Source organism: Streptomyces sp. NPDC088116, from assembly GCF_044741745.1.
Classification (GTDB): domain Bacteria; phylum Actinomycetota; class Actinomycetes; order Streptomycetales; family Streptomycetaceae; genus Streptomyces.
On sequence record NZ_JBIUTF010000001.1, the window covers coordinates 1,192,593 to 1,212,237 of the forward strand.

Genomic DNA, 19,645 nt, shown 5'->3' on the forward strand with positions numbered 1-19,645 from the left:
TCCGCCCTACTTCTCGATGATCGCGAGCACGTCGCGAGCCGAGAGGACGAGGTACTCCTCGCCGCTGTACTTGACTTCGGTGCCGCCGTACTTGCTGTACAGAACGACGTCGCCGACGGAAACGTCGAGCGGAAGCCGCTCGCCGTTCTCGAAACGACCCGGGCCCACGGCAAGGACGACGCCCTCCTGGGGCTTCTCCTTGGCGGTGTCCGGGATGACCAGGCCAGAGGCCGTGGTCTGCTCGGCGTCGAGCGGCTGGACCACAATGCGGTCCTCGAGCGGCTTGATGGCAACCTTGGTGCTGGCGGTCGTCACGATCCGACCTCCCCCTTCGGAGATCTCACGGGGTTAACTGTCTGAGGGTGGCGACCAGTTCGATCCGTCGTCGCGGGTGCCGGATCTGCCAGTCGCGCATTTGGCACTCTCCAGTGGGGAGTGCCAGGCCTGACACTATGACCGCGATTAGCACTCGGTCAAGCGGAGTGCCAATTATCGCCGGTGTGGCGGCTCGTTTCGATGCCGATGCGGCGGTTCGTTCCCGCTACGGGAACGCGGCGCGGGAGCCGAGGGTTCCGTACGGGAGCGGCGCGCGAGCGCCATGAGCACGGGCGGGCGGACGCCACGGGAGCACGCGGCGGGCGGGGCGCGCGCGTCTGTGGGGCCCGCGCGTGTTCGCACGGGCCGAGGGCGGTACGGGAGCGAGGACGGAGGCCGGGGCCGGGGCGGGGGCGCGCAGGGCCGGTGCGGGGAGGGCCGGTGCGTGCGGGGGCGGAGCCGGGGTGCGCGGGGGCCGGGGTGGCGCGTGAGGGGGTGCGACCGGGGCGTGCGGGGGCCGGGGTGGCGCGTGCGGGCTCATTCCTTGCGCCGCCTTGCGGCCGAGCCGTTCGATGGGGTCCACCGACTGCGCGCAGCCGGCGGTGAGGAACGCACCGGCTGCCAGCACTCCGGCCAGCAGCCGGTGCGCGGGTCTCATACGTAGTCCTCCAGCTTGGCCACGGAGTACCCCTTGTCCGTGATCACCTTCATCACGTGCCGGATCATGTCGGGCATGGTGCCCTTCCAGTCCTCGCGCCCCCGGAAGTGCGTGAGGATGATGTCGCCCGGATGCATGTCCCGGTCCCACTCACGCCACTCCATGTGGTCGGGGAACGCCTCGGACGCCCAGATCGGCGCGGCCTTGATGCCGCACGCCTTCGCGGCGCGCAGTGTGTCGGCGTTGTAGTTGCCGTACGGCGGGCGGAAGAGCACGGGGCGCTTGCCGTACCGCTTCGCCAGCTTGTCCTGCTGGCCGCAGATCTCCTGCTTCTGCTCGTCGTACGAAAGGCCGGGCATATAGGGGTGGTTGAGGGTGTGATTGTTCAGCGTGACACCACGGTCCTGCATCTGCTTGAAGTAGCCGTAGTTGTCGTTGATGACGTAGTCGCTGAGGAACGCGGTGTACGGGAGCTTCAGTTCGCTCATCATCCGCAGCAACTCGGGGTCCTTCTCCGCGCCGTCGTCGATCGTCAGGAAGACGACCTTGTCCTTGACGGGAACGGTGGTGAAGATCGGTGGCAGCTCATCGCCGCCCTCGACCTCGAAGCCGTCGCGTGTGGTGATCTCCGGCTTGACGGCGGGCGGCGGGGGCGCGGCGAGAGGTGTGGCGGTGAGCCCCCACTTCTTGGCCGCGACGGCGCGCGCGGCCTGCGTGCGGCGCACTTCCTCGGCGTACGCGGCGCGGGCCCCGGCCGAACCGGGCTTGTGCGCCTCCGGTGCCCCGTGCCCCTCCTTGCCCTGTTTCCCGGACCGTCCCCCCTGCCCTTCATGCCCCTGATGTCCCTCCACCCCCTCCCGTCCGGCTGTGGATTTGCCGGGCTCGGCGGACCCGGACGCGGCCCCCGTCCCGGACGCGGCCGGTTCGCCGGTCTCCGCAGCACATCCGGAGCCGAGGGCGGCGGCCAGCAGCACGGCCAGGACGGTGCGGCCGGGCCTGCCCCGCAGCACCGTCACCTTTGTCATCATTTCTTCCTTTTGTCGTACTAGTTGCATGGCGCCGCATCCTGTCAGCGCACAGCCCGCTCTCCGGGACGACACCGCCGTCCGACGCGCACCATCCCCCGGCTGGCCCACAATGGGCCGGGTGACCGACCGCTCCCCCTCCCCCCACCTCGAACCGCTGCTCTCCGCCGAGGGCCAGGCGCTCCTCGCCGAGCTGCGTGACCACGACCCGGCCCAGGAACTCACCCTCGCCACCCGGCTGCGCCGCGAGCACCCGGCCGAACTGGTCTCGGCGGCGCTGGCGCAGGCGCGACTGCGCCAGCGCGGAGTGGCGAAGTTCGGCGCGGCGGACGCGTATCGCATGTACTTCACGCCGAACGGCGTCGAGCAGGCCACCCGGAGCACCGTCGCCGCCTACCGGGCCGCCCGGTTCCGCGCCATCGCGCCCACCCCGCCGGGTCCCGGCTCCGGGCCGGACTCGGGAACAGGCTCCGTACAGGGGCGCTCAGGACCGGACGCGGGACCGGGCTCAGGACCGGCGGTGAGCGTCACGGACCTCTGCTGCGGTATCGGCGGCGACGCGATCGAACTGGCCCGCGCGGGCTTCGCCGTATCCGCCGTCGATCTCGACCCGCTGACCTGCGAGATCGCCCTGGCCAATGTGCGCACACTGGCCCCTGACAGCCCGCCCATGACCGTGACCTGCGCGGATGTACGGGAGTACGACCCGGAGCGCGGCCCGGAGTGCGGGGCCCCCGGCCCCCGGGCCCTGTTCATCGACCCCGCCCGGCGTGGCGGCCGAGGCAGGATCTTCGATCCGGAGGCGTACTCACCGCCGCTGTCCTGGGCGATCGACGCCGTACGCCGGGCAGGTCTGGGCGCGGTCAAGATCGCGCCCGGCATTCCGCACGAGCTGATCCCGGACGACTTCGAGGCCGAGTGGATCTCGGACGGCGGTGATGTCAAGGAGGCCGTCCTCTGGCACGACGGAGACCGGGACCGGGACCGGGACCGGGACCGGGACCAGGACCGGGACCGGGACCGGGACCAGGACCGGGACCCGAAGCAGGACCGGGGCCAGGCCCAGGACCGGACGGAGGACCCGCGAAACCGCCCGCGGGACGGCTTGCGGAATCCGGAGAACGCCGTTGTCCCCGGCACCCGCCGCGCCACCCTCCTCCCCTCCGCCGCCACCCTCGCCGGCCGTGGCCTGCCCGACCCGCCCGTCCGCCGGACCGGCCGCTTCCTGTACGAGCCGGACGGCGCCGTCATCCGCGCCCATCTGGTCGCCGAGGTCGCCGAAGAGCTGGCCGGCGGGCTGATCGACGAGACGATCGCGTACATCACCGCCGACGAACTGCGCCCCACCCCGTATGCCACCGCCTACGAGATCACCGACGAACTCCCCTTCAATCTGAAGAAGTTGAAGGCCCTGCTGCGCGAACGCGAGGTCGGTGTCCTGACGGTGAAGAAACGCGGTTCCGCCGTGGAGCCGGAGGAGCTGCGCCGCCGGATGAAGCTCAAGGGCCCGAACGCGGCGACCGTCTTCCTCACCCGGGTCGCCGGGGCCCCGACGATGCTGATCGGGCGCCCCGCCGCGGTGCGACTCGCGTCGGGCAATCATGGTGGACCGGGCGGATCTTGACGTATCGGCGGACGAACTGGCGCGTCCCGCCGGTGATCTCGACGACATGCGGCGCCGCCTGGACGGGCAGGTACGGCGTATGGACGCGACCGTCGACCGTATCGAGGCGCGTTGGCGGCGCGAGGCGTCCGGCGCCGGCAGGGCGTGGCCGACAGGGTGTCCCGCGCGCATCGCGCGACGCCCGGTCGACGGGCCCGGCGCGGAACGCGGCGACCCGCCCTCCGCCTGCCGTCAGTCCAGGTCCGTCAGCTCATCCGCGTAGATCTGCGACAGCGGCTGCGGTCCGACGTACTGCTGGCAGTTGCACTGCCGGAGTTCGTACCGCAGCGGTTTCTTGTTCCCGTCCCACTGCGTCGGCGTCTCCACGTCCTCGTGGCACTTGCCCCGCCGGTCGTGCTTCGCCAAGTGGTGCGAGCAGCCGCAGACCGCCTCCGGAGGCTTGTGGGCCTCCTCAAGGGCGAGCCGTTCCTTCTCCGCCAGCTTGAGGCGCTCGATTCGCCGCTCGTGACGGGTCCGCAGCGCTGTCCGGCCCGTGTCGACCATCCAGCTGAAGCCGCCCACGATGAAGAAGATGAAAATCCACCAAAGCCATTCCATCCGCCGCCCCTTACACCTGAATGGCGCACGCGTTCCCTCTTCAGGATAGGACGGAGGCGGTGGATACGGCGTCAGCGATGAGCGCCCCCGCCCCCGCGGACCCGGACCGGGCTCAGCAACCGCTCGGACCAGCGCTGATGCCGGACCGCCTGGACGATGCCCAGCACACCGGTCGCCAGGAACGTGGCCATCCAGCCCAGCGCGTACGCCATCTCACCCACGGTCGCCGAGCCGAGCCAGGCACCGGATCCCGCCCCGGATCCCGCCCCCGCACCGGCGTCCGGACCGACCCCGGCTCCGGGGCCGGCCCCCGTCACCGCCCGGAACACCGACCACAGGGCCACCGCACACAGCAGTACGGACGGCAGCAGCCAGGTCACGCAGCGTCCATGCGCTCGTACTCGTACGTCGGTCATGGCACCGGGAGCGAGTTCGGCCCAGGCGTCGAGCCGCTGCCGTACGGTACGGCCCCGGCTCAGCCAGAAACCGATTCCCACCCCCGCCGGCACCAGGAGGACCGCCGCGAGGGCCAGCGTCACCAGCCCGGTCAGATAACCGAGGCCGCCCTGTTCGAAGCTCTGTATCGCCAGTCCGGCCGCCGCCCAGCCGACCACGGCGACCAGGCCCGTCAGCCAGAGGAAGAGCAGCCGGCCGAACCCGAGCCCGCGCCGGGTCAGTGCCACCATGGCCTCGGCGCGGTCGGCGAGCAGTGCCTCGTGGTCGGGCCAGGAACGGATTTCCTCCGGCGGTGGAGGGGGCGGCAGCGGGGCGCGGCTGATCATTGGGCAGAGATTAGCGGTGCGTATGAGCACCGGTCCGGTGGGGTGGTACAGCGGTGGCCACGCCCTTCGGGCGGACGGCGCTACTTCGCGGAAATCCCCCGCGCCGGTACGACCAGCCGCACCGCCCACCGGTAGTGCTCCACCGCCCGCGCCCCGCCGAGCAGCCCGGCGATCCAGAGGAGGGTCCCCGCCCCCATCCCGTACACGACGTCCATATAGGTGTCCTCGCCCGCCTCGGCCGTGGCCGGCACGACCAGGGCGATCCACAGGCCCACCGCACACGCCGCGAACGACGTGAGCAGCCACCACAGGCTCGGACCCGCCATCCGGAAGCGCGCGTCGCCCGCCGGGTCGCTCTCCAGCTCCGCCCACCGGTCCATCAGGCCGCGCATCACGCGCTGCCTGCGGACCTGGATCCCGAGGAGGATCCCGGCGCCCAGCATGATGCCGAGACCGAGCGTCGCGAGCACCGCGACGAGAACGGCGGCGATCGGATCGAACCCGCCGTTGACCGAGGTCAGAGCGCCTCCGATCAGCGCCCAGCCCAGCTGCGCACCCGCGACCAGCAGCCAGAACAGCGCCAGCGCACCGGTCCCGAGGCTCCGCCCGCCCAGGTCCGCGAGTACTCCGTGCCGGTCGGCGAGCAGCGCGTCACGGTCCGGCCACGCGCGCAGGTGTACGGGCGGCGGGGGCGGAGGGAGCTGACCACGGCGAGACATGCGGACGAGGTTATCCGGCCACGTCGGCAGGCCCACGAGGTGGTCGTGGCCCCGGTTCGTGGCCGGACTACGCCCGCGGCTGGGGACACGGACCGGGGGCACGGACCGGGGGCACGGACCGGGGCCCTCGCCTCAGACCTGTTCCGTGGGCCGGATCAGCATCTCGTTGACCGCCATCCGGCGCGGGCGGGTCACGATGTAGTGGATCGCGTCCGCGATGTCCTCCGCGCGCAAGCTCTCCATCCCGGCGTACCAGGCCTCTGTGCCCTCCCGCACCCCGTCCCGGATGTGATCCGTCAGCTCGGTGATCACCGCGCCCGGCTCCACCGCGCTCACCCGTACGTGCCGGCCCGTGAGTTCCTGGCGCAGTGCCTCGCTCATCGCCGTGACCCCGAACTTCGTCAGGTTGTAGACCGCCGCACCGGCGCTGGCCGTCCGCCCGGCGACCGAGCTGATGTTCACCAGGTCGGCGACCCCGCGCTGTCCGGTGTCGGCGGCCGTGACCAGGTGCGGCAGCGCGGCGTGGGTGACCCGCAGCAGCGCCGACAGGTTGAGGTCGACCATCCGCTGCCACTCCTCGAAGGGGGTGTCCAGGGCGGGCCCGAGCAGCATCACGCCCGCGTTGTTGACGACGGTGTCCAGCCTGCCGAGCGCCTCCACGACCCGGGCGACCAGCGCTTCCGCCTCGCCGGGTGCCGTGATGTCCACGCCGAAGGCGTGTGCGCGGCCGCCCGCGTCCTGGATACGGGTCACGAGATCGTCGAGCCGGTCCTTGCGCCGCGCCACCACCGCGACCACCGCGCCCTCGGCGGCGAGCGAGAGGGCCGCAGCCTCGCCGATACCGCTGCTCGCGCCGGTGACCAGCGCGACCGTTCCGTCCAGGCGTCCACTCATGTGCTGTTCTCCCTCTTCCTCTTCGTTTCTCGGCTGTCGTACGTGCTACGTCGTGCGTCGTACGTGGTGCGTCGTACGTGGTGCGTTACGCGCGGGCTTCCCGGGTGTCCGACACCCGCTCCGGGCTCCGCGTCGAGCGTGACCGCCGGCGACCCGATGTTCTCGTCGACACGCGCGGCCCGCCGCGTACCGGGATCGACACCACCGGCAGCCCGAACCGCTCCCCCAGGGAACGGAGCCGGACCGGCGCCACCTGGGCGGGTGTGGCGCCTTCGACCGCGATGCCCTAGATGGCCCCTACGACGGCCTGGTCACGGCCGAAGGCATCACCCGAGAACCGTTCCGGCCCCGCCCGTCATCGCCGTCTTCCTCGATGTGCCGGAGCGTCCAGCCAACCACCGCGCGCCACCCCCGCACCGGCTCGGCCGCGCCCTGATCCACCCAGGTCCGGCAGACCTACCTTGTACGGACCGGCGGGGCGTACCGCCCGGCTAGAGTCGTACGGATGGAGCACAACAGGGAACTGCGGGAGTTTCTCCGTACCCGGCGTGCCCGGATCACTCCCGAACAGGCCGGGGTTCAGCCTCATCCGGGGCCGCGCCGGGTCCCCGGTCTGCGGCGCGAGGAAGTGGCGTACCTGGCGGGCGTCAGCGCGGACTACTACGCGCGCCTGGAGCAGGGCCGTGACCTCAACATCTCCGACAGCGTCCTGGACGCCGTCGCCCGCGCCCTGCGCCTGAGTCCGACCGAACGCGACCACCTCTTCGACCTGGCCCGCCCGCCCCGCGCCCGGTCCCGCCGCCGCGCACCGGCCGCGCAGCGCATCCGGCCGGGACTGGTCAACCTGCTGGCGAGCCTCGCGCACATACCGATGTTCGTCATCGGCCACCGGATGGACATCCTCGCCTCCAACCGGCTGGCCCACTCCGTACTCACCGATTTCGACGCGCTGCCCGCCCGCCAACGCAACTTCGCCCGCTATGTCTTCCTGGATCCCACCGCGCGCGAACGTTTCGAGGAGTGGGAGTCGATGGCGGCGGACAGCGTCGCGAATCTGCGCCGTTACAGCGGCCGTTTCCCGCACGATCCCCGACTGGCCGAACTGATCGGCGAGTTGTCCGTCCGGGACGCCGACTTCCGCCGCTGGTGGGCCGGGTACGACGTGCACTTCGCCACGCACTGCGTCAAGCATGTGCACCACCCGGACGTCGGGGCCATGGTGTTCCACGGCGAAACCCTCGTCTTCCCCGAGGACCCCGACCAGATGGTCAATCTCTTCACCGTCGAACCGGACTCCCCGTCGGCCGAATCCCTGCGCCTGCTCGGTTCCCTGGCATCGACTCCGCTGGACTCGCCGGCGTGAGGCCATGTGGACGTACGGCCGCGGGCGGGCGGCTGTGTGTCGGACGCCCCCGACCGCCGGGCCGCGCGTAGCTTCGAGGCAGCCGAGTCAGCTGTCCGGCCCGACACCGGCCAGATCCTGACCCGTCCGACCTGATGCCGCTCCCGAGCGAGGTACCCCCATGCCGCCGCTGTCCTTCGCGTACCTGCTGAAAAGGCTGCTCGGCAACGCACGCTGGCAGCGGCTCCACGTGCGGGCCGCCGTGTGGGCCACGCTGGCCGTCGTGCTGGTTCTCCTGGTCGGCTCGTGGATCATCGTCCCGTTCGAGGCGTCGGCGCCCCGCGCGACCATCACGTCCTTCCCCCTTGCCCTGTGGTGGTCCATCGAGACCGCCACCACCGTCGGTTACGGGGACCTCTATCCCGTGACGGCACCGGGGCGCGTCATCGCGTCGGTGGTGATGCTCGTCGGGATCGCGGTGTTCAGCATCGTCACCGCGTCCATCGCCACCTGGTTCGTAGGCGGGGCCGCCCACGACATGCGTCAACTGGCCGTGGCCGTCGAACACGCCGGGCGAAAGGGAGAGGCGGACGTCTCCGACGAGATGCGCGCCCTGCACAACCGCTTCGACCACATCGAACACCTGCTGAGGCCCCCGGGAGGCCCCGCGGACGACGCGAACCCGGCGCCGGCCCCGGGCGGGCCGCCGTCCCCGAAGGAGCGCTGAGGGCCCTGGGGCTCTCAGGCCTGTCCGATCCGGTCCGCGCGCTCCCGGAGCAGCGCGCGTTCGCGTTCGTTGCGGGTCAGACCCGCCGCCCGTACGAACTCCGCCCGAGCCTCGTCCGTCCGTCCCAGCCGGTACAGCAGGTCGCCGCGCACGCTCGGCAGCAGGTGGTACGTCCTGAGCGCCGGCTCGTCGGCCAGCGCGTCCACGAGCGCCAGTGCGGCCGCCGGGCCCTCGGCCATCGATACGGCGACGGCGCGGTTGAGTTCGACCACCGGGGAGGGCGTGAGCGCGGCGAGCTGTGCGTACAGGGCGGCGATCGAGGCCCAGTCGGTCTCCTCGTAGACCGCCGCGCGGGCGTGGTAGGCGGCGACGGCGGCCTGGAGGGCGTACGGGCCCGGCGGACCGCCGAGCGCGCTCGCGCGGGTGAGGGCGGCGAAGCCCCGGTGGATGAGGAGCTGGTTCCAGCGGGAGCGGTTCTGGTCGGCGAGGAGCACCGGCTCCCCGCCGGGCCCGGTGCGGGCGGCCGTACGGGAGGCCTGGAGCTCCAGCAGGGCGGCCAGGGCGTGCGCTTCGGGTTCCTCGGCCATCAGCCCGCTGAGTACGCGCGCGAGCCGGAGGGCGTCCTCGCAGAGGCCGGGGCGGAGCAGGTCGTCGCCCGCGGTGGCGGAGTACCCCTCGTTGAAGATCAGGTAGACGACCTCCAGGACCGAGGAGAGGCGCGCGGCTCGTTCCGCTCCGTACGGCACCTCGAACGGGACGCCCGCCCTGGCGAGACTCCGCTTGGCGCGCACGATGCGCTGGGCGACGGTCGCCTCGGGTGCGAGGAAGGCGCGGGCGATCTCGTCGGTGGTGAGCCCGCCGAGCAGCCGGAGGGTGAGGGCGATGCGGGCCTCGGTGGAGAGAACCGGGTGGCAGGCGGTGAAGATGAGACGCAGGAGGTCGTCGTCGATGGTGTCCGCGTCGGCGGCCTCGATACCGGCGTCGTCGGGCGCCGGTACGTCCTCCAGGGTGTGTCCGACCTCGGCGAGCTTGCGCGCGTAAGTCTCCCGGCGGCGTACGAGGTCGATGGCGCGGTGCTTGGCCGTGGCCATGAGCCAGGCTCCCGGCTTCTCCGGGACGCCCGACTCCGGCCACCGCTCCAGCGCGGCGACGAGTGCGTCCTGCGCGATCTCCTCGGCGATGCCGACGTCGCGGACGATGCGTGCGACCGCCGCGATGATCTTCGCGGACTCGATCCTGAAGACGGCTTCCACGGCGCGGTCCGCCTGGTCCGTGCGATCCGCACGGTCCGCGTCGTTCGCATGAGCCGCGTCGTTCGCATGAGCCGCGTCGTCGGGACGGTCGATGTCGTCAACGCCGTCAACGCCGCCGATGCGGTCCGCGTGCTCCGCCGCGGCCCGCCCGTCCGGTCCGTCTGCCCGTCTGGCCCTCACGGGCACCCATCAGAGCACACCCACCGGACGGGGGCGCGGCGAAGCATCGCCGTGCGGGTTACTCCGCGATCTGCCGGACTTCGCAGGTGATGTCGAACTCGCCCTCGTGCACCTCCACGAAGCGCCGCGCCCACTCGACGGCCTCGGCCTTGTCCTTCGCCTGGATGATCGCGTATCCGCCGATGACCTCCTTGGACTCGGTGAACGGACCGTCGGTGACGGTGAGCTTCCCGCCGTCCAGACGGACCCGCACCCCGTCGGAGGTCGGCGCCAGACCGGCGGTGTCGAGCATGACCCCGGCCTTGGTGATCTCCTCCAGCAGCACCCCCATGCGCTGCTGGAGCTCGGGGCTGGGGCCGCTGTCGGGCGCGGTGGACTCGTCGATACGGATCATGGAGAGATAGCGCGGCATGGTGACTCCTGGGTGTGACGCGACCCGACCGGGCTCGGCTGAGCTTGACCGGGTACGAGCGGATGTGACTGAAGCGGGCTGTTTTCCGCCTCACACCCTTACGTCGAACAGGAGACGCCCGGATCGACACACGCCGTGGATTTCTTCGGAGAAGTTTCCCGGGCCCCCGATCGGCCGGTCCTGATCGGCCGGTCCTGATCGGCCGGTCCTGATCGGCCGGTCCTGATCGGCCGGTCCCGATCGACCAGCCCTATTCGGTCGGCCCTGATCGACCGGTCCTATTCGGCCGGCCCCGACCGACCGGCCCGGTGCGCGGCCTCCTGCTTACCCGTCGTACCGGCCGCGCCCAGCGCCCCCAGCGCTCCTTTCAGCTGCTCCGAGGTGAGCGGCTCGCCGGGCAGCGGGCGCACGCCCTCGGCGCGCAGGCCGTCGAGGAAGAGCGCGAGCAGCCGCCGCCACGATCCGGCCACGACCGCGTCGGCCGCCGGTACCGCACGGCCCAGCGCCGCGAGTGTGAACAGCACATCCTCGACAGTGACGTCCCCGCGTACGGAACCGTCCTCACGGCATCGGGCCAGCAGCCCGCCGATGGTCTCGGCGTTGTGGACATGCAGCTGCTCCAGCGTGGGCACACCGGCGATGTCCGTCGTCATCAGGTCGGTGACGCCCCGGTCGGTGGCCAGCCCGGAGAAGATGCGCTCCAGGTACCCGTTCAGTCCCTCCCACGGATCCGCCGAGCCGCGCATCCGCTCCCCGGCCTCGATGGTGGCCGCCAGATCCTCCTGGAAGACCGCCTCGATCAGCGCGGCCCGGTCCGGAAAGCGCCGGTACAGCGTGGCGTTGCCGACGTCGGCCCGGCGGGCGATCACATCGAGCGGCGCTTCCACGCCCTGCTCCGCGTAGACCTCGCGGGCCGCCGCGAGGATCCGCTCCCGGTTGCGCTGTGCGTCCTGTCTCACGGCCGTACGGTACCCCGGCACACCCAAACGTGGAGCACTCCCCACTTCCTGTTATCGTCGGAACGAATAAGCGGGGAGCCTTCCCCGTTTAAGGTTTTCGGACCCGGGAGCCCGCCATGCCCACTGACCCGACCGACGCCACCGCCCTCACCGAACCCACCACCGACGGGGTGCGCGCCGAGGACGCCGGCGCCGAGGACCTCGCCCTGGGCGACTGGCCCGGCTTCACCGCCGACCCGTACCCCCGTTACGCGGGGCTGCGCGAGGCCGGAGCCGTCCATCCCGTACGCCTCCCCCTCGGCGCGCCGCAGTGGCTCGTCACCGACGGCGCCACGACCCGCGCCGCCCTCAACGACACCGCGCGGCTGCGCAACGACATCCGCCACTCCTCCTCCTGGAAGAGCGACGGCGGCCACGCGGTGGGCCGCAACATGCTCCAGGTCGACCCGCCCGACCACACCCGGCTGCGCCGCCTGGTGGCCCGGGAGTTCACCGCGCGCCGGGTACAGGCGCTGCGCCCCCGCGTCCAGGAGATCGCCGACGGGCTGCTCGACGCCGTCGAGGGCGACGGCCGCGCCGATCTCGTCGACGCGTACGGCTTCCCGCTGCCGGTCACGGTCATCTGTGAGCTGCTGGGCGTCCCGGCCGCCGACCGGGAGCCGTTCCGGGCCTGGTCGGCGGCGGTCGTCGATCCGACCGCCCCGGACGCCGCGCAGCGGGCCAACCAGGAGATGGCGGCGTACTTCCTCGGCCTCATCGAGGAGAAACGCACGCTCCCGGCCGGGGCCGCGGAGAGCGATCTGCTGCACGCGGTGATCCACTCCACCGACGGACAGGACGGCGAGGGCCTCGACACGGAGGAACTGCTCGGCATGGCCTTCGTGCTGCTGGTCGCCGGGCACGAGACCACCGCGCACCTGATCTCCAGCGCCGTCCACCACCTGCTGCGCCACCCCGGCCAGCTCGCCGCGCTGCGCGCCGACTGGACGCTGCTGGACGGCGCGATCGAGGAGACCCTGCGGTACGAGCCGCCCGTACAGGCCACTTCGTACCGTCACACCGCCGAACCCGTCACCCTCGGCGACACCCGGATCGCCATGGGCGAGCCCGTCATGTTCTCGATCGCGGCGGCCAACCGGGACCCCGACCGATTCCCCGGCCCGGACCGCTTCGACATCCACCGCGACCCGGCCGTCACCCGGGGCCACCTCGCCTTCGGCCATGGCATCCACCACTGCCTGGGCGCCCCACTGGCCCGCCTGGAGGGCGCCATCGCCCTGCGCACCCTGCTGGAGCGCTTCCCGGCCCTGACCCTGGACGACGAAGCGGCGGCCCCCGACTGGCGCCCCGGCCTCCTCCGGGGCCTGAACCGGCTGCCGGTGCGCTGGTAGCCGAGCCGTACGGTACGAAACCGGCCCGGGGAGCAAGGGAACAGCCGCTCCGCCGGGGTTAGGCGAACGCTTCGCCGCAGCCCGTCCCACGCGACGGGCTGCGGCCTTCGCATGCCCCGCACGAGGGCGACAGGGCTCTGGCCGTCAAGCGAGGAGCGGCGAACGGCGCCGATCTCCGTTCATGCCGCTCAGGGGCGGGCGCGGATTCCCTCGTAGAAGAGGTCGAGCACCCGGCGCACCTGATCGCGGTCGTCGATCACGGCCGCGACCATGGCGATACCGCTGAGGGACACCACCACGTCGTCCGGTTCGACCTCGGGACGCGTGGCCCCCGCCGTCACGGTCGCCGCCAATAGCGTGCCGACGGCATCGTCGACCCGCCCGCGGCTCTGCGCGAAGGGGTCGCCGCCCGCGGCCACGACGGCTTCGATCGCCTCCGTCAGGCCGATCTTGGTGGCCCAGTAGTCGACGAACCGGTCCATCCAGATCCGCAGGGCCTCCTGTGGCGGTGCCTGCTCCAGCAGTTCCGCGGCGGCGGCGCACACGGCATCGAGTTCCGAGCGGTAGGCCGCCTCGATGAGGTCTTCGCGCGCCGGGAAATGGCGGTAGACGGTGCCGACCCCGACGCCGGCCTGCTTGGCGATCTCGGTGAAGGGGACGTCCGGCCCCCGCTCCACGAACAGATGCAGCGCCACCTCCAGGATGCGGACGCGGTTTCGCTGCCCGTCCGCGCGCGGTCTGCGCTGCGTCGCCCCGGTTCCGGTCACCATCACCCCTAAGAAGCGGAATCCATTCCATTTGCATGGTACGCCCGGATCGCGACCCTCAGGTCCTGGCCGGGGGCCTTACGGCCCGGCCCCCGCAGTACGGGATACACCGCCTCAGACCCGGACTTCAAGCCCCGGCCGCGCCGAGACCCCACTTGCATCCGGAATCCATTCCGGTTAACTTCCTCTTACCGGAACGGATTCCGGATAACGATACGGCGCCCGAGGCAGTGGTCCGCACAACGCCTCCACGGGTAACGCCGACACGAACGGAGACACCCCCATGAACACCGACCAGCGCTTCACCACGCCCTTCGGCTTCCACAGCACCGCCAGCGAGGTCGTCCAGGGAGTCGACCTGGCCGGCAAGCGTGCCATCGTCACCGGTGCCACCTCCGGAATCGGCGTGGAGACGGCCCGCGCCCTGGCCGGCGCCGGAGCCGACGTCACCCTCGCCGTCCGCAACGTCGAGGCCGGCCGCCGCGTGGCCGCGGAGATCACGGCCAAGACGGGCAACCCCGCGGTGACCGCCGCCCCGCTTCAGCTCGCCGACCAGGCCTCGGTCACGTCGTTCACCGACGCCTGGCAGGGCCCGCTGCACATCCTGGTCAACAACGCGGGGATCATGGCGCTGCCCGAACTCCAGCGCACCCCCGAGGGCTGGGAGCTCCAGTTCGCCACCAACTACCTCGGGCACTTCAATCTGGCCCTCGGCCTCCACGAGGCGCTCGCCGCGGCGGGCGGCGCGCGCGTCGTCTCCCTCACCTCCATCGGCCACGTCTTCTCCCCGGTCGTCTTCGACGACGTCAACTTCGAGCGCCGCCCCTACGCGGAGTGGACCGCCTACGGCCAGGCCAAGACCGCCAACTCGCTGCTGGCCGTGGGCGCGGCCGCGCGCTGGGCCGACGACGGCATCACCGCCAACGCCGTCATGCCCGGTGGCATCCGCACCGGCCTCCAGCGCCACCAGGAGGGCAACATGACGCCGGAGATCGAGGCGGCCTTCGCCGACTTCAAGTGGAAGACCGTCGAGGAGGGCGCCGCCACCTCGGTGCTGGTGGCCGCGTCCCCGCTGCTCGACGGCGTCACCGGCCGCTACTTCGAGGACTGCAACGAAGCCGTGGTCAATCCCGACCTCGACCCCTCCGCGACCACCGGTGTGCTCCCCCACGCACTCGACGCGGGCGACGCGGCGCGGCTGTGGGACCTCGGCACCAAGATGCTCCGCGCGTAAGACGCCTCAGACACGTCAGACACGTCAGACGCCTCAGACACCTCAGACATCTCAGACGCCCCGCTCCCGAAAGGAACCCTCACGCCATGATCATCCAAGGGAAGACAGCTCTGATCGCGGGCGCCACGTCCGGTCTCGGCCTCGGAGTCGCCCGCCACTTCGCCGAACGCGGAGCGAACGTCGCCCTCCTCGGACGCCGCCGTGAACTCGCCGAGAAGCTCGCCGCCGACATCGGCGGCAACGCCATCGGGCTCGGGACCGATGTCGCCGACCCCGACCAGGTGGCCGCGGCGGTCCGGGCGACCCTCGACCGGTTCGGCAGGATCGACATCGACGTCAACACCGCGGGCTACATCGACACGATTCCGCTGACCACGCCCGACGGAAAGCCCACCGACCCGGCCGCCTTCACCCGGATGTTCGCCACGAACGTCGTGGGCACCTTCAATGTCATGAGCCAGGCCGCCGCGGCCATGCTCGACAACGAGCCCGACGACGACGGCGAGCGCGGGGTCATCATCAACACCTCGTCCGCCGCCGCCGAGGGCGGCACCGTCGGCATGGTCGGATACTCGGCGACCAAGGCCGCGATCGTGGGCATGACGCTCCCCGCCGCCCGCGAGTTCGCCGGGCGCGGCATCCGGGTCAACACCATCGTGGCCGGCGGCTTCGACACACCGAGTGCCGGAGACATCACCGACGAGGCGGCCGTCGCCCAGCAGCTCCAGCACTTCGCCGGCCCGCTGCGCCTGGGCAGGCCCGACGAGTTCGCCGCGTTCGCCGCCCACCTGGTGGAGAACGGCTACGCCAACGCCTCCAGCCCGCGCCTGGACGCCGGATACCGCTTGCCCCGCCAGTTCTGAATCACAGCGGCGGGGGCTGTCTCTCCCCCCCTCGGCCCGCCCGGCCCGCTCACGCCTCGACGGACTCGAAGCGCCAGCGATGTGCCGGGCGGGCGATCAGGTCCGGCGCCGGGTCCGGCAGTTCGGGGACATCGGCGTCGTACGGACCGTCCCACCACGTGATGACCAGGACGCGGTCCTGGGGAGCGCGGAGAAGCTCACGGCGCAGCGGGGCGCAGGGCAGCTCCCGGGACATCGACCGCGCCCACTCCAGCAGTTCCCCGCCCCGGCCGGGCGCGGCCTTGGCCTCCCACATCAGCGCGACCGTCATGTCTGCCTCATGAGTACAGGTTGTCCTTCGCCAGCTCGTGGACGTGGTCGTGGTCATGCCCCTGCGCGTGGCCCTGCGCGTGGTCGTGGTCGTGCGCGGTGCCCGGTACGTGCGGTTCCGTCACCGGCAGCGAGGAGTCCGCCGACAGCTCCCAGTCCGACGCCGGACGGTTACGCGCCACCATCTCCGCGCCCAGGGCCGCCACCATCGCTCCGTTGTCCGTGCACAGCCCCGGGCGCGGCACCCGCAGCCGGATGCCCGCCCGTTCGCAGCGCTCCTGCGCGAGCGCGCGCAGCCGTGAGTTCGCCGCGACCCCGCCGCCGATCATCAGGTGGTCCACGCCCTGGTCCTTGCAGGCGCGGACCGCCTTTCGCGTCAACACGTCGACCACCGCCTCCTGGAACGAGGCCGCCACATCACGTACCGGCACCTCCTCGCCCGCGTTCCGCTTCGCCTCGATCCAGCGGGCCACCGCCGTCTTCAGGCCGGAGAAGGAGAAGTCGTACGGCGCGTCACGCGGCCCGGTCAGCCCGCGCGGGAAGGCGATCGCCGCCGGGTCGCCCTCCCTGGCCAGCCGGTCGATCACCGGGCCGCCGGGGAAGCCCAGGTGCAGCACGCGCGCGATCTTGTCGAACGCCTCGCCCGCCGCGTCGTCGATCGTCGCCCCCATGGGCCGTACGTCGGACGTGATGTCGGGCGCGAGCAGCAGCGACGAGTGCCCGCCGCTGACCAGCAGCGCCATCGTCGGCTCGGGCAGCCGGCCGTGTTCCAGCTGGTCGACGCAGATGTGGGAGGCCAGGTGGTTCACGCCGTACAGCGGCTTTCCCAGGGCGTACGCGTACGACTTCGCCGCCGAGACGCCCACCAGCAGCGCGCCCGCGAGGCCGGGGCCGGCCGTCACGGCGATCCCGTCGAGGTCGCGGGCGGACACCCCCGCCTCCCGCAGCGCGCGCTCGATCGTCGGCACCATGGCCTCCAGATGCGCGCGGGACGCGACCTCCGGCACCACACCGCCGAAGCGCGCGTGCTCGTCCACGCTCGACGCGATGGCGTCGGCGAGCAGGGTCGTCCCGCGCACGACGCCGACGCCCGTCTCGTCGCAGGAGGTCTCGATACCGAGAACGAGAGGTTCGTCAGCCATGGGTCTCAGTTCCTTGCTGGGGCTCGGCGGCATGCTGGGGCTCGGCGCCCTGTACCTGGGGTTCCCGCCCGTGGAGCCGTCCCTCGGGATGCTCCTGCTCGGGAGGAAGCTCCCGCTCCTGTTGGTTCTGTGCTCGAAATCCCTGTACGTGCAGGCGCATGACGAGGGCGTCGACATTGCCCGGCTGGTAGTACCCCCGGCGGAAACCGATGGGCTCGAAGCCGAACCGCTCGTACAGCCGCTGCGCCCGGGTGTTGTCGACCCGTACCTCCAGCAGCACCTCTTCGCATTCGGCGGCGGTGGCGTGCTGGAGCAGATCGGTGAGGAGGCGGGAGCCCAGTCCGGTGCCCCACTGGTCGCGGGCGGCGGCGATGGTCTGTACGTCCCCGAGCCCGCCGGCCGCCGCGAGTCCGGCGTAGCCGACGATCCGGCGGTCCGTGTCCTGCGCGACGACATAGCGGCGCGTGGCCCTCGGGCCGCGCGCGTGCGCCAGCTCCGACCAGAACATGCCCGGTGACCAGGCGTCCTCGGGGAAGAGTTCGTGTTCGAGCGCGAGCACCGGCTCGATGTCCCACCAGCGCATCTCGCGCAGCGCGACGGAGGGAACGGAAGGAACGGTCACTTCGGGGTGACCACCTTGTAGTTCTTGGGCACCTGAGCGTCCGGGCGGCGCAGGTAGAGGGGCCGCGTCGGCAGGAACTCCCCGCCCGCGTCCAGCTTCTCGGCCGCGAGGGACGCGAGCGCGGCGGCCGACTGGTGCTCGGGGCCGCGCGCGTCCGGGAAGGTGTCCGGGTAGAGCAGCGCGCCCGCGCCGACCGCGGGCAGTGCCGCGACCCGCTCGGTGATGTCGGCGGGACGGTCGACGGCCGGTTCGGTCAGGCGCGTACGGGCATCGGCGTACCGCGCCCAGTAGACCTCCTTGCGGCGCGCGTCCGTGGCCACCACGAACGGCTCCTCCAGCCCCGACGCGTACGCGAGCCCGTCCAGCGTGCACAGCCCCCGCACCGGCACGCCGAGCGCCGAGCCGAACGTCAGGGCCGTCACCAGCCCCACGCGCAGTCCCGTGTAGGGCCCCGGTCCCACGCCGACGACCACCTCCGTCACGGCGTCCAGTTTCAGTCCGGCCCGGTCGAGGACCCGGTCGACGGCGGGCAGCAGCAGCTCCCCGTGGCGTCGGGCGTCGACCTGACTCTCCGCGGCCAGGACGGAGGTGCCGTCGTGAAGGGCGACGGTGACGGTGGGCGTGGCGGTATCAACGGCGAGCAGAAGCACGCAAACAGCCTACGGCTCCCGGGCCCGGGGCACGGCGCCCCGTCCCGTCACACAGCTGCTGCTAACGTCACCACGGAGTCATACGTACGAGAGGTGGATCAAGGTGTCCAGGAGCAGCTCGGGAATCGTGGCCGGGCTCACCGTAGCGGCTGTCGCCGTGGTCGGTTTCCTCGCCTACCAGGCATCGGCGAACGTCCCCGAGACCCTCGGAAAGCCCAACGGCTCACCGAGCGGCTCCCACTCCTCCGGATCCGCCGGCTCGCCCGCGCAGAAGCCGAAGAAGAACCCGACCGCTCTGCCGGAGGCATCGGGCACGGGTGAACGGGTCGTCTACGCGCTGGCCGCCAAGCGTGTGTGGCTGGTGGACGCGAAGGAGAAGGTGACCCGGACCTTCGCGGTGATGCCGAGCACGGTCAGCCCCGCCCCCGGTTCGTTCTCGGTCACCTCACGGTCCGGGTCGGTCACGGGCTCGGACGGGGTACGGATCGAGCACGTCGTACGGTTCACGACGGTCGACGGCGTGGTGATCGGCTTCAGCGCCGCCGTGGACGGCACGCTGACCAGCCCAGACCCGACGCTGAAGACGGGCGGCGTCAGGATGAAGGTGGGGGACGGCAACGCGATGTGGACGTTCGCGACGGTCGGTTCGACGGTCGTGGTCGTCCCGTAGGTCACGCCGTCCCGTAGGTCACGCCGTCCCGTAGGCCGCCGCGTCCCGCCACCACAAGGCATCCCACCACAAGGCCCACGATCACCAGGCCCTCGACCGCGGTCGTACGTGCCGGATCAGGCGGCGTCGCGCCGCCCCACCTCACGCTCCGCGTCCGCCACGCCCTCCGGGCGTTCCGTACCTCCCGAGCCCTCCGCGATCTCCGTCGCCGAGGGCTCGTTCGGCGGTGTGGACACGGCCGAGGCCGCCGCGCAGGACGCCAGCAGATCGCTCATCGACACGGACGAGGGCGACGGCAACGGCGCCGGCGACATGGACGTGACCCTGGGGAACTGCGGACGCGCTTCGCGCTCTGGTGCCGGCATGGATGCCTCCTGAGGCTCCGGGGGCAGGCGTGGTTAGGTAGACCTAACCAGGTCTCCGTACCATGTGACCACGCGCGGCACGGCATGCGCAACATTTTGCCGACGTCTTGTCGGAATGTACGGAACAGCCGACCGAATGTACGAG

At 71.7% G+C, this 19,645-nt stretch carries 24 protein-coding genes; 8 read left to right on the forward strand and 16 right to left on the reverse strand.

What is annotated here, in order from left to right; genetic code table 11:
• Window positions 1–6: 6 nt before the first annotated feature.
• From groES to ACIOJD_RS05195, 3 genes are all read right to left on the reverse strand, one after another.
• Window positions 7–315, reverse strand: coding sequence for a co-chaperone GroES (gene groES, locus ACIOJD_RS05185; RefSeq protein WP_023539274.1), 309 nt, complete (start codon window positions 313–315; stop codon window positions 7–9).
• Between the two features lie 226 nt (window positions 316–541).
• Window positions 542–973, reverse strand: coding sequence for a hypothetical protein (locus ACIOJD_RS05190; RefSeq protein ID WP_401908393.1), 432 nt, complete (start codon window positions 971–973; stop codon window positions 542–544).
• Window positions 970–1,998 carry a polysaccharide deacetylase family protein gene (locus ACIOJD_RS05195; protein WP_401908395.1) on the reverse strand — a complete coding sequence of 343 codons (1,029 nt, stop codon included), beginning with the start codon at window positions 1,996–1,998 and terminating at the stop codon, window positions 970–972. The genes ACIOJD_RS05190 and ACIOJD_RS05195 overlap by 4 nt, the downstream gene beginning before the upstream one ends.
• Before the next feature lie 112 nt (window positions 1,999–2,110).
• Between ACIOJD_RS05195 and ACIOJD_RS05200 the strand changes: the two genes are divergently transcribed.
• Complete coding sequence (locus tag ACIOJD_RS05200; RefSeq protein WP_401909015.1) at window positions 2,111–3,622, forward strand: SAM-dependent methyltransferase; 1,512 nt, start codon at window positions 2,111–2,113, stop codon at window positions 3,620–3,622.
• Window positions 3,600–3,884 carry a hypothetical protein gene (locus ACIOJD_RS05205; RefSeq protein ID WP_401908396.1) on the forward strand — a complete coding sequence of 95 codons (285 nt, stop codon included), beginning with the start codon at window positions 3,600–3,602 and terminating at the stop codon, window positions 3,882–3,884. Before ACIOJD_RS05200 ends, ACIOJD_RS05205 begins: the two co-directional genes overlap by 23 nt.
• On the opposite strand, the gene ACIOJD_RS05210 is transcribed toward ACIOJD_RS05205, so the two are convergent.
• From ACIOJD_RS05210 to ACIOJD_RS05225, 4 genes are all read right to left on the reverse strand, one after another.
• Entirely contained in the window at window positions 3,854–4,219 is a 366-nt protein-coding gene (locus tag ACIOJD_RS05210; protein WP_401908398.1) for a hypothetical protein, read from the reverse strand. The genes ACIOJD_RS05205 and ACIOJD_RS05210 overlap by 31 nt on opposite strands.
• Window positions 4,220–4,290: 71 nt before the next feature.
• The gene (locus tag ACIOJD_RS05215) at window positions 4,291–5,001 is read right to left on the reverse strand and encodes a hypothetical protein (protein ID WP_401908399.1); all 711 of its coding nucleotides are present in this window, start codon (window positions 4,999–5,001) and stop codon (window positions 4,291–4,293) included.
• A gap of 80 nt (window positions 5,002–5,081) precedes the next feature.
• Complete coding sequence (locus ACIOJD_RS05220; RefSeq protein WP_401908401.1) at window positions 5,082–5,720, reverse strand: hypothetical protein; 639 nt, start codon at window positions 5,718–5,720, stop codon at window positions 5,082–5,084.
• A gap of 132 nt (window positions 5,721–5,852) precedes the next feature.
• Entirely contained in the window at window positions 5,853–6,614 is a 762-nt protein-coding gene (locus ACIOJD_RS05225) for an SDR family NAD(P)-dependent oxidoreductase (protein WP_401908402.1), read from the reverse strand.
• Between the two features lie 505 nt (window positions 6,615–7,119).
• On the opposite strand from ACIOJD_RS05225, the gene ACIOJD_RS05230 reads away from it, so the two are divergent.
• Both ACIOJD_RS05230 and ACIOJD_RS05235 read left to right on the forward strand, forming a co-directional pair.
• On the forward strand, window positions 7,120–7,977 hold the full coding sequence (locus ACIOJD_RS05230) for a helix-turn-helix transcriptional regulator (protein ID WP_401908404.1): 858 nt from the start codon (window positions 7,120–7,122) through the stop codon (window positions 7,975–7,977).
• A gap of 160 nt (window positions 7,978–8,137) precedes the next feature.
• Entirely contained in the window at window positions 8,138–8,683 is a 546-nt protein-coding gene (locus tag ACIOJD_RS05235; protein ID WP_401908405.1) for a potassium channel family protein, read from the forward strand.
• 14 nt (window positions 8,684–8,697) lie between these two features.
• Here ACIOJD_RS05235 and ACIOJD_RS05240 read toward each other — a convergent pair whose 3' ends face one another.
• The 3 genes from ACIOJD_RS05240 to ACIOJD_RS05250 form a co-directional block, all read right to left on the reverse strand.
• Window positions 8,698–9,936, reverse strand: a complete 1,239-nt coding sequence (locus tag ACIOJD_RS05240; protein WP_401909017.1) for an RNA polymerase sigma factor — start codon at window positions 9,934–9,936, stop codon at window positions 8,698–8,700.
• 238 nt (window positions 9,937–10,174) lie between these two features.
• Complete coding sequence (locus ACIOJD_RS05245) at window positions 10,175–10,528, reverse strand: YciI family protein (RefSeq protein ID WP_401908407.1); 354 nt, start codon at window positions 10,526–10,528, stop codon at window positions 10,175–10,177.
• A 278-nt stretch (window positions 10,529–10,806) separates the two neighbouring features.
• Entirely contained in the window at window positions 10,807–11,487 is a 681-nt protein-coding gene (locus ACIOJD_RS05250; protein ID WP_401908409.1) for a TetR/AcrR family transcriptional regulator, read from the reverse strand.
• A gap of 116 nt (window positions 11,488–11,603) precedes the next feature.
• On the opposite strand from ACIOJD_RS05250, the gene ACIOJD_RS05255 reads away from it, so the two are divergent.
• On the forward strand, window positions 11,604–12,878 hold the full coding sequence (locus ACIOJD_RS05255) for a cytochrome P450 (protein WP_401908410.1): 1,275 nt from the start codon (window positions 11,604–11,606) through the stop codon (window positions 12,876–12,878).
• A 188-nt stretch (window positions 12,879–13,066) separates the two neighbouring features.
• Here the strand turns inward: ACIOJD_RS05255 and ACIOJD_RS05260 are convergent, their stop codons facing one another.
• Window positions 13,067–13,648, reverse strand: a complete 582-nt coding sequence (locus ACIOJD_RS05260; protein ID WP_401908412.1) for a TetR/AcrR family transcriptional regulator — start codon at window positions 13,646–13,648, stop codon at window positions 13,067–13,069.
• Window positions 13,649–13,928: 280 nt separating this feature from the next.
• On the opposite strand from ACIOJD_RS05260, the gene ACIOJD_RS05265 reads away from it, so the two are divergent.
• Window positions 13,929–14,879 (forward strand): SDR family NAD(P)-dependent oxidoreductase, encoded by a 951-nt coding sequence (locus ACIOJD_RS05265; protein WP_401908414.1) that lies wholly within the window; start codon window positions 13,929–13,931, stop codon window positions 14,877–14,879.
• An 86-nt stretch (window positions 14,880–14,965) separates the two neighbouring features.
• Window positions 14,966–15,742 carry an SDR family NAD(P)-dependent oxidoreductase gene (locus tag ACIOJD_RS05270; RefSeq protein ID WP_401908415.1) on the forward strand — a complete coding sequence of 259 codons (777 nt, stop codon included), beginning with the start codon at window positions 14,966–14,968 and terminating at the stop codon, window positions 15,740–15,742.
• 49 nt (window positions 15,743–15,791) lie between these two features.
• On the opposite strand, the gene ACIOJD_RS05275 is transcribed toward ACIOJD_RS05270, so the two are convergent.
• From ACIOJD_RS05275 to tsaB, 4 genes are read right to left on the reverse strand one after another with little or no spacing between them, the layout of a single operon-like run.
• Window positions 15,792–16,052 carry a hypothetical protein gene (locus ACIOJD_RS05275; RefSeq protein WP_401908416.1) on the reverse strand — a complete coding sequence of 87 codons (261 nt, stop codon included), beginning with the start codon at window positions 16,050–16,052 and terminating at the stop codon, window positions 15,792–15,794.
• A 7-nt stretch (window positions 16,053–16,059) separates the two neighbouring features.
• Window positions 16,060–17,193, reverse strand: a complete 1,134-nt coding sequence (tsaD, locus tag ACIOJD_RS05280) for a tRNA (adenosine(37)-N6)-threonylcarbamoyltransferase complex transferase subunit TsaD (protein WP_401908418.1) — start codon at window positions 17,191–17,193, stop codon at window positions 16,060–16,062.
• Complete coding sequence (gene rimI, locus ACIOJD_RS05285) at window positions 17,186–17,776, reverse strand: ribosomal protein S18-alanine N-acetyltransferase (RefSeq protein ID WP_401909020.1); 591 nt, start codon at window positions 17,774–17,776, stop codon at window positions 17,186–17,188. Before rimI ends, tsaD begins: the two co-directional genes overlap by 8 nt.
• Before the next feature lie 35 nt (window positions 17,777–17,811).
• Window positions 17,812–18,465 carry a tRNA (adenosine(37)-N6)-threonylcarbamoyltransferase complex dimerization subunit type 1 TsaB gene (gene tsaB, locus ACIOJD_RS05290; RefSeq protein WP_401908419.1) on the reverse strand — a complete coding sequence of 218 codons (654 nt, stop codon included), beginning with the start codon at window positions 18,463–18,465 and terminating at the stop codon, window positions 17,812–17,814.
• A gap of 103 nt (window positions 18,466–18,568) precedes the next feature.
• On the opposite strand from tsaB, the gene ACIOJD_RS05295 reads away from it, so the two are divergent.
• The gene (locus tag ACIOJD_RS05295; RefSeq protein ID WP_401908421.1) at window positions 18,569–19,135 is read left to right on the forward strand and encodes a hypothetical protein; all 567 of its coding nucleotides are present in this window, start codon (window positions 18,569–18,571) and stop codon (window positions 19,133–19,135) included.
• Between the two features lie 116 nt (window positions 19,136–19,251).
• On the opposite strand, the gene ACIOJD_RS05300 is transcribed toward ACIOJD_RS05295, so the two are convergent.
• Window positions 19,252–19,500, reverse strand: coding sequence for a hypothetical protein (locus tag ACIOJD_RS05300; protein ID WP_401908423.1), 249 nt, complete (start codon window positions 19,498–19,500; stop codon window positions 19,252–19,254).
• Window positions 19,501–19,645 lie beyond the last annotated feature (145 nt).

Excerpts from the sequence above, each read along its gene's own strand:
- ACIOJD_RS05190 (WP_401908393.1), bottom strand. The coding sequence starts at position 973 with ATGAGACCCGCGCACCGGCTGCTGGCCGGAGTGCTGGCAGCCGGTGCG.
- ACIOJD_RS05220 (WP_401908401.1), bottom strand. The coding sequence starts at position 5,720 with ATGTCTCGCCGTGGTCAGCTCCCTCCGCCCCCGCCGCCCGTACACCTG.
- ACIOJD_RS05300 (WP_401908423.1), bottom strand. The coding sequence starts at position 19,500 with ATGCCGGCACCAGAGCGCGAAGCGCGTCCGCAGTTCCCCAGGGTCACG.
- ACIOJD_RS05270 (WP_401908415.1), top strand. The coding sequence starts at position 14,966 with ATGATCATCCAAGGGAAGACAGCTCTGATCGCGGGCGCCACGTCCGGT.
- ACIOJD_RS05235 (WP_401908405.1), top strand. The coding sequence starts at position 8,138 with ATGCCGCCGCTGTCCTTCGCGTACCTGCTGAAAAGGCTGCTCGGCAAC.
- ACIOJD_RS05210 (WP_401908398.1), bottom strand. The coding sequence starts at position 4,219 with ATGGAATGGCTTTGGTGGATTTTCATCTTCTTCATCGTGGGCGGCTTC.
- ACIOJD_RS05230 (WP_401908404.1), top strand. The coding sequence starts at position 7,120 with ATGGAGCACAACAGGGAACTGCGGGAGTTTCTCCGTACCCGGCGTGCC.
- ACIOJD_RS05225 (WP_401908402.1), bottom strand. The coding sequence starts at position 6,614 with ATGAGTGGACGCCTGGACGGAACGGTCGCGCTGGTCACCGGCGCGAGC.
- ACIOJD_RS05245 (WP_401908407.1), bottom strand. The coding sequence starts at position 10,528 with ATGCCGCGCTATCTCTCCATGATCCGTATCGACGAGTCCACCGCGCCC.
- ACIOJD_RS05205 (WP_401908396.1), top strand. The coding sequence starts at position 3,600 with ATGGTGGACCGGGCGGATCTTGACGTATCGGCGGACGAACTGGCGCGT.
- ACIOJD_RS05200 (WP_401909015.1), top strand. The coding sequence starts at position 2,111 with ATGGGCCGGGTGACCGACCGCTCCCCCTCCCCCCACCTCGAACCGCTG.
- ACIOJD_RS05260 (WP_401908412.1), bottom strand. The coding sequence starts at position 13,648 with ATGGTGACCGGAACCGGGGCGACGCAGCGCAGACCGCGCGCGGACGGG.
- ACIOJD_RS05195 (WP_401908395.1), bottom strand. The coding sequence starts at position 1,998 with ATGACAAAGGTGACGGTGCTGCGGGGCAGGCCCGGCCGCACCGTCCTG.
- ACIOJD_RS05255 (WP_401908410.1), top strand. The coding sequence starts at position 11,604 with ATGCCCACTGACCCGACCGACGCCACCGCCCTCACCGAACCCACCACC.
- ACIOJD_RS05215 (WP_401908399.1), bottom strand. The coding sequence starts at position 5,001 with ATGATCAGCCGCGCCCCGCTGCCGCCCCCTCCACCGCCGGAGGAAATC.
- ACIOJD_RS05275 (WP_401908416.1), bottom strand. The coding sequence starts at position 16,052 with ATGACGGTCGCGCTGATGTGGGAGGCCAAGGCCGCGCCCGGCCGGGGC.
- ACIOJD_RS05265 (WP_401908414.1), top strand. The coding sequence starts at position 13,929 with ATGAACACCGACCAGCGCTTCACCACGCCCTTCGGCTTCCACAGCACC.
- tsaD (WP_401908418.1), bottom strand. The coding sequence starts at position 17,193 with ATGGCTGACGAACCTCTCGTTCTCGGTATCGAGACCTCCTGCGACGAG.
- rimI (WP_401909020.1), bottom strand. The coding sequence starts at position 17,776 with ATGCGCTGGTGGGACATCGAGCCGGTGCTCGCGCTCGAACACGAACTC.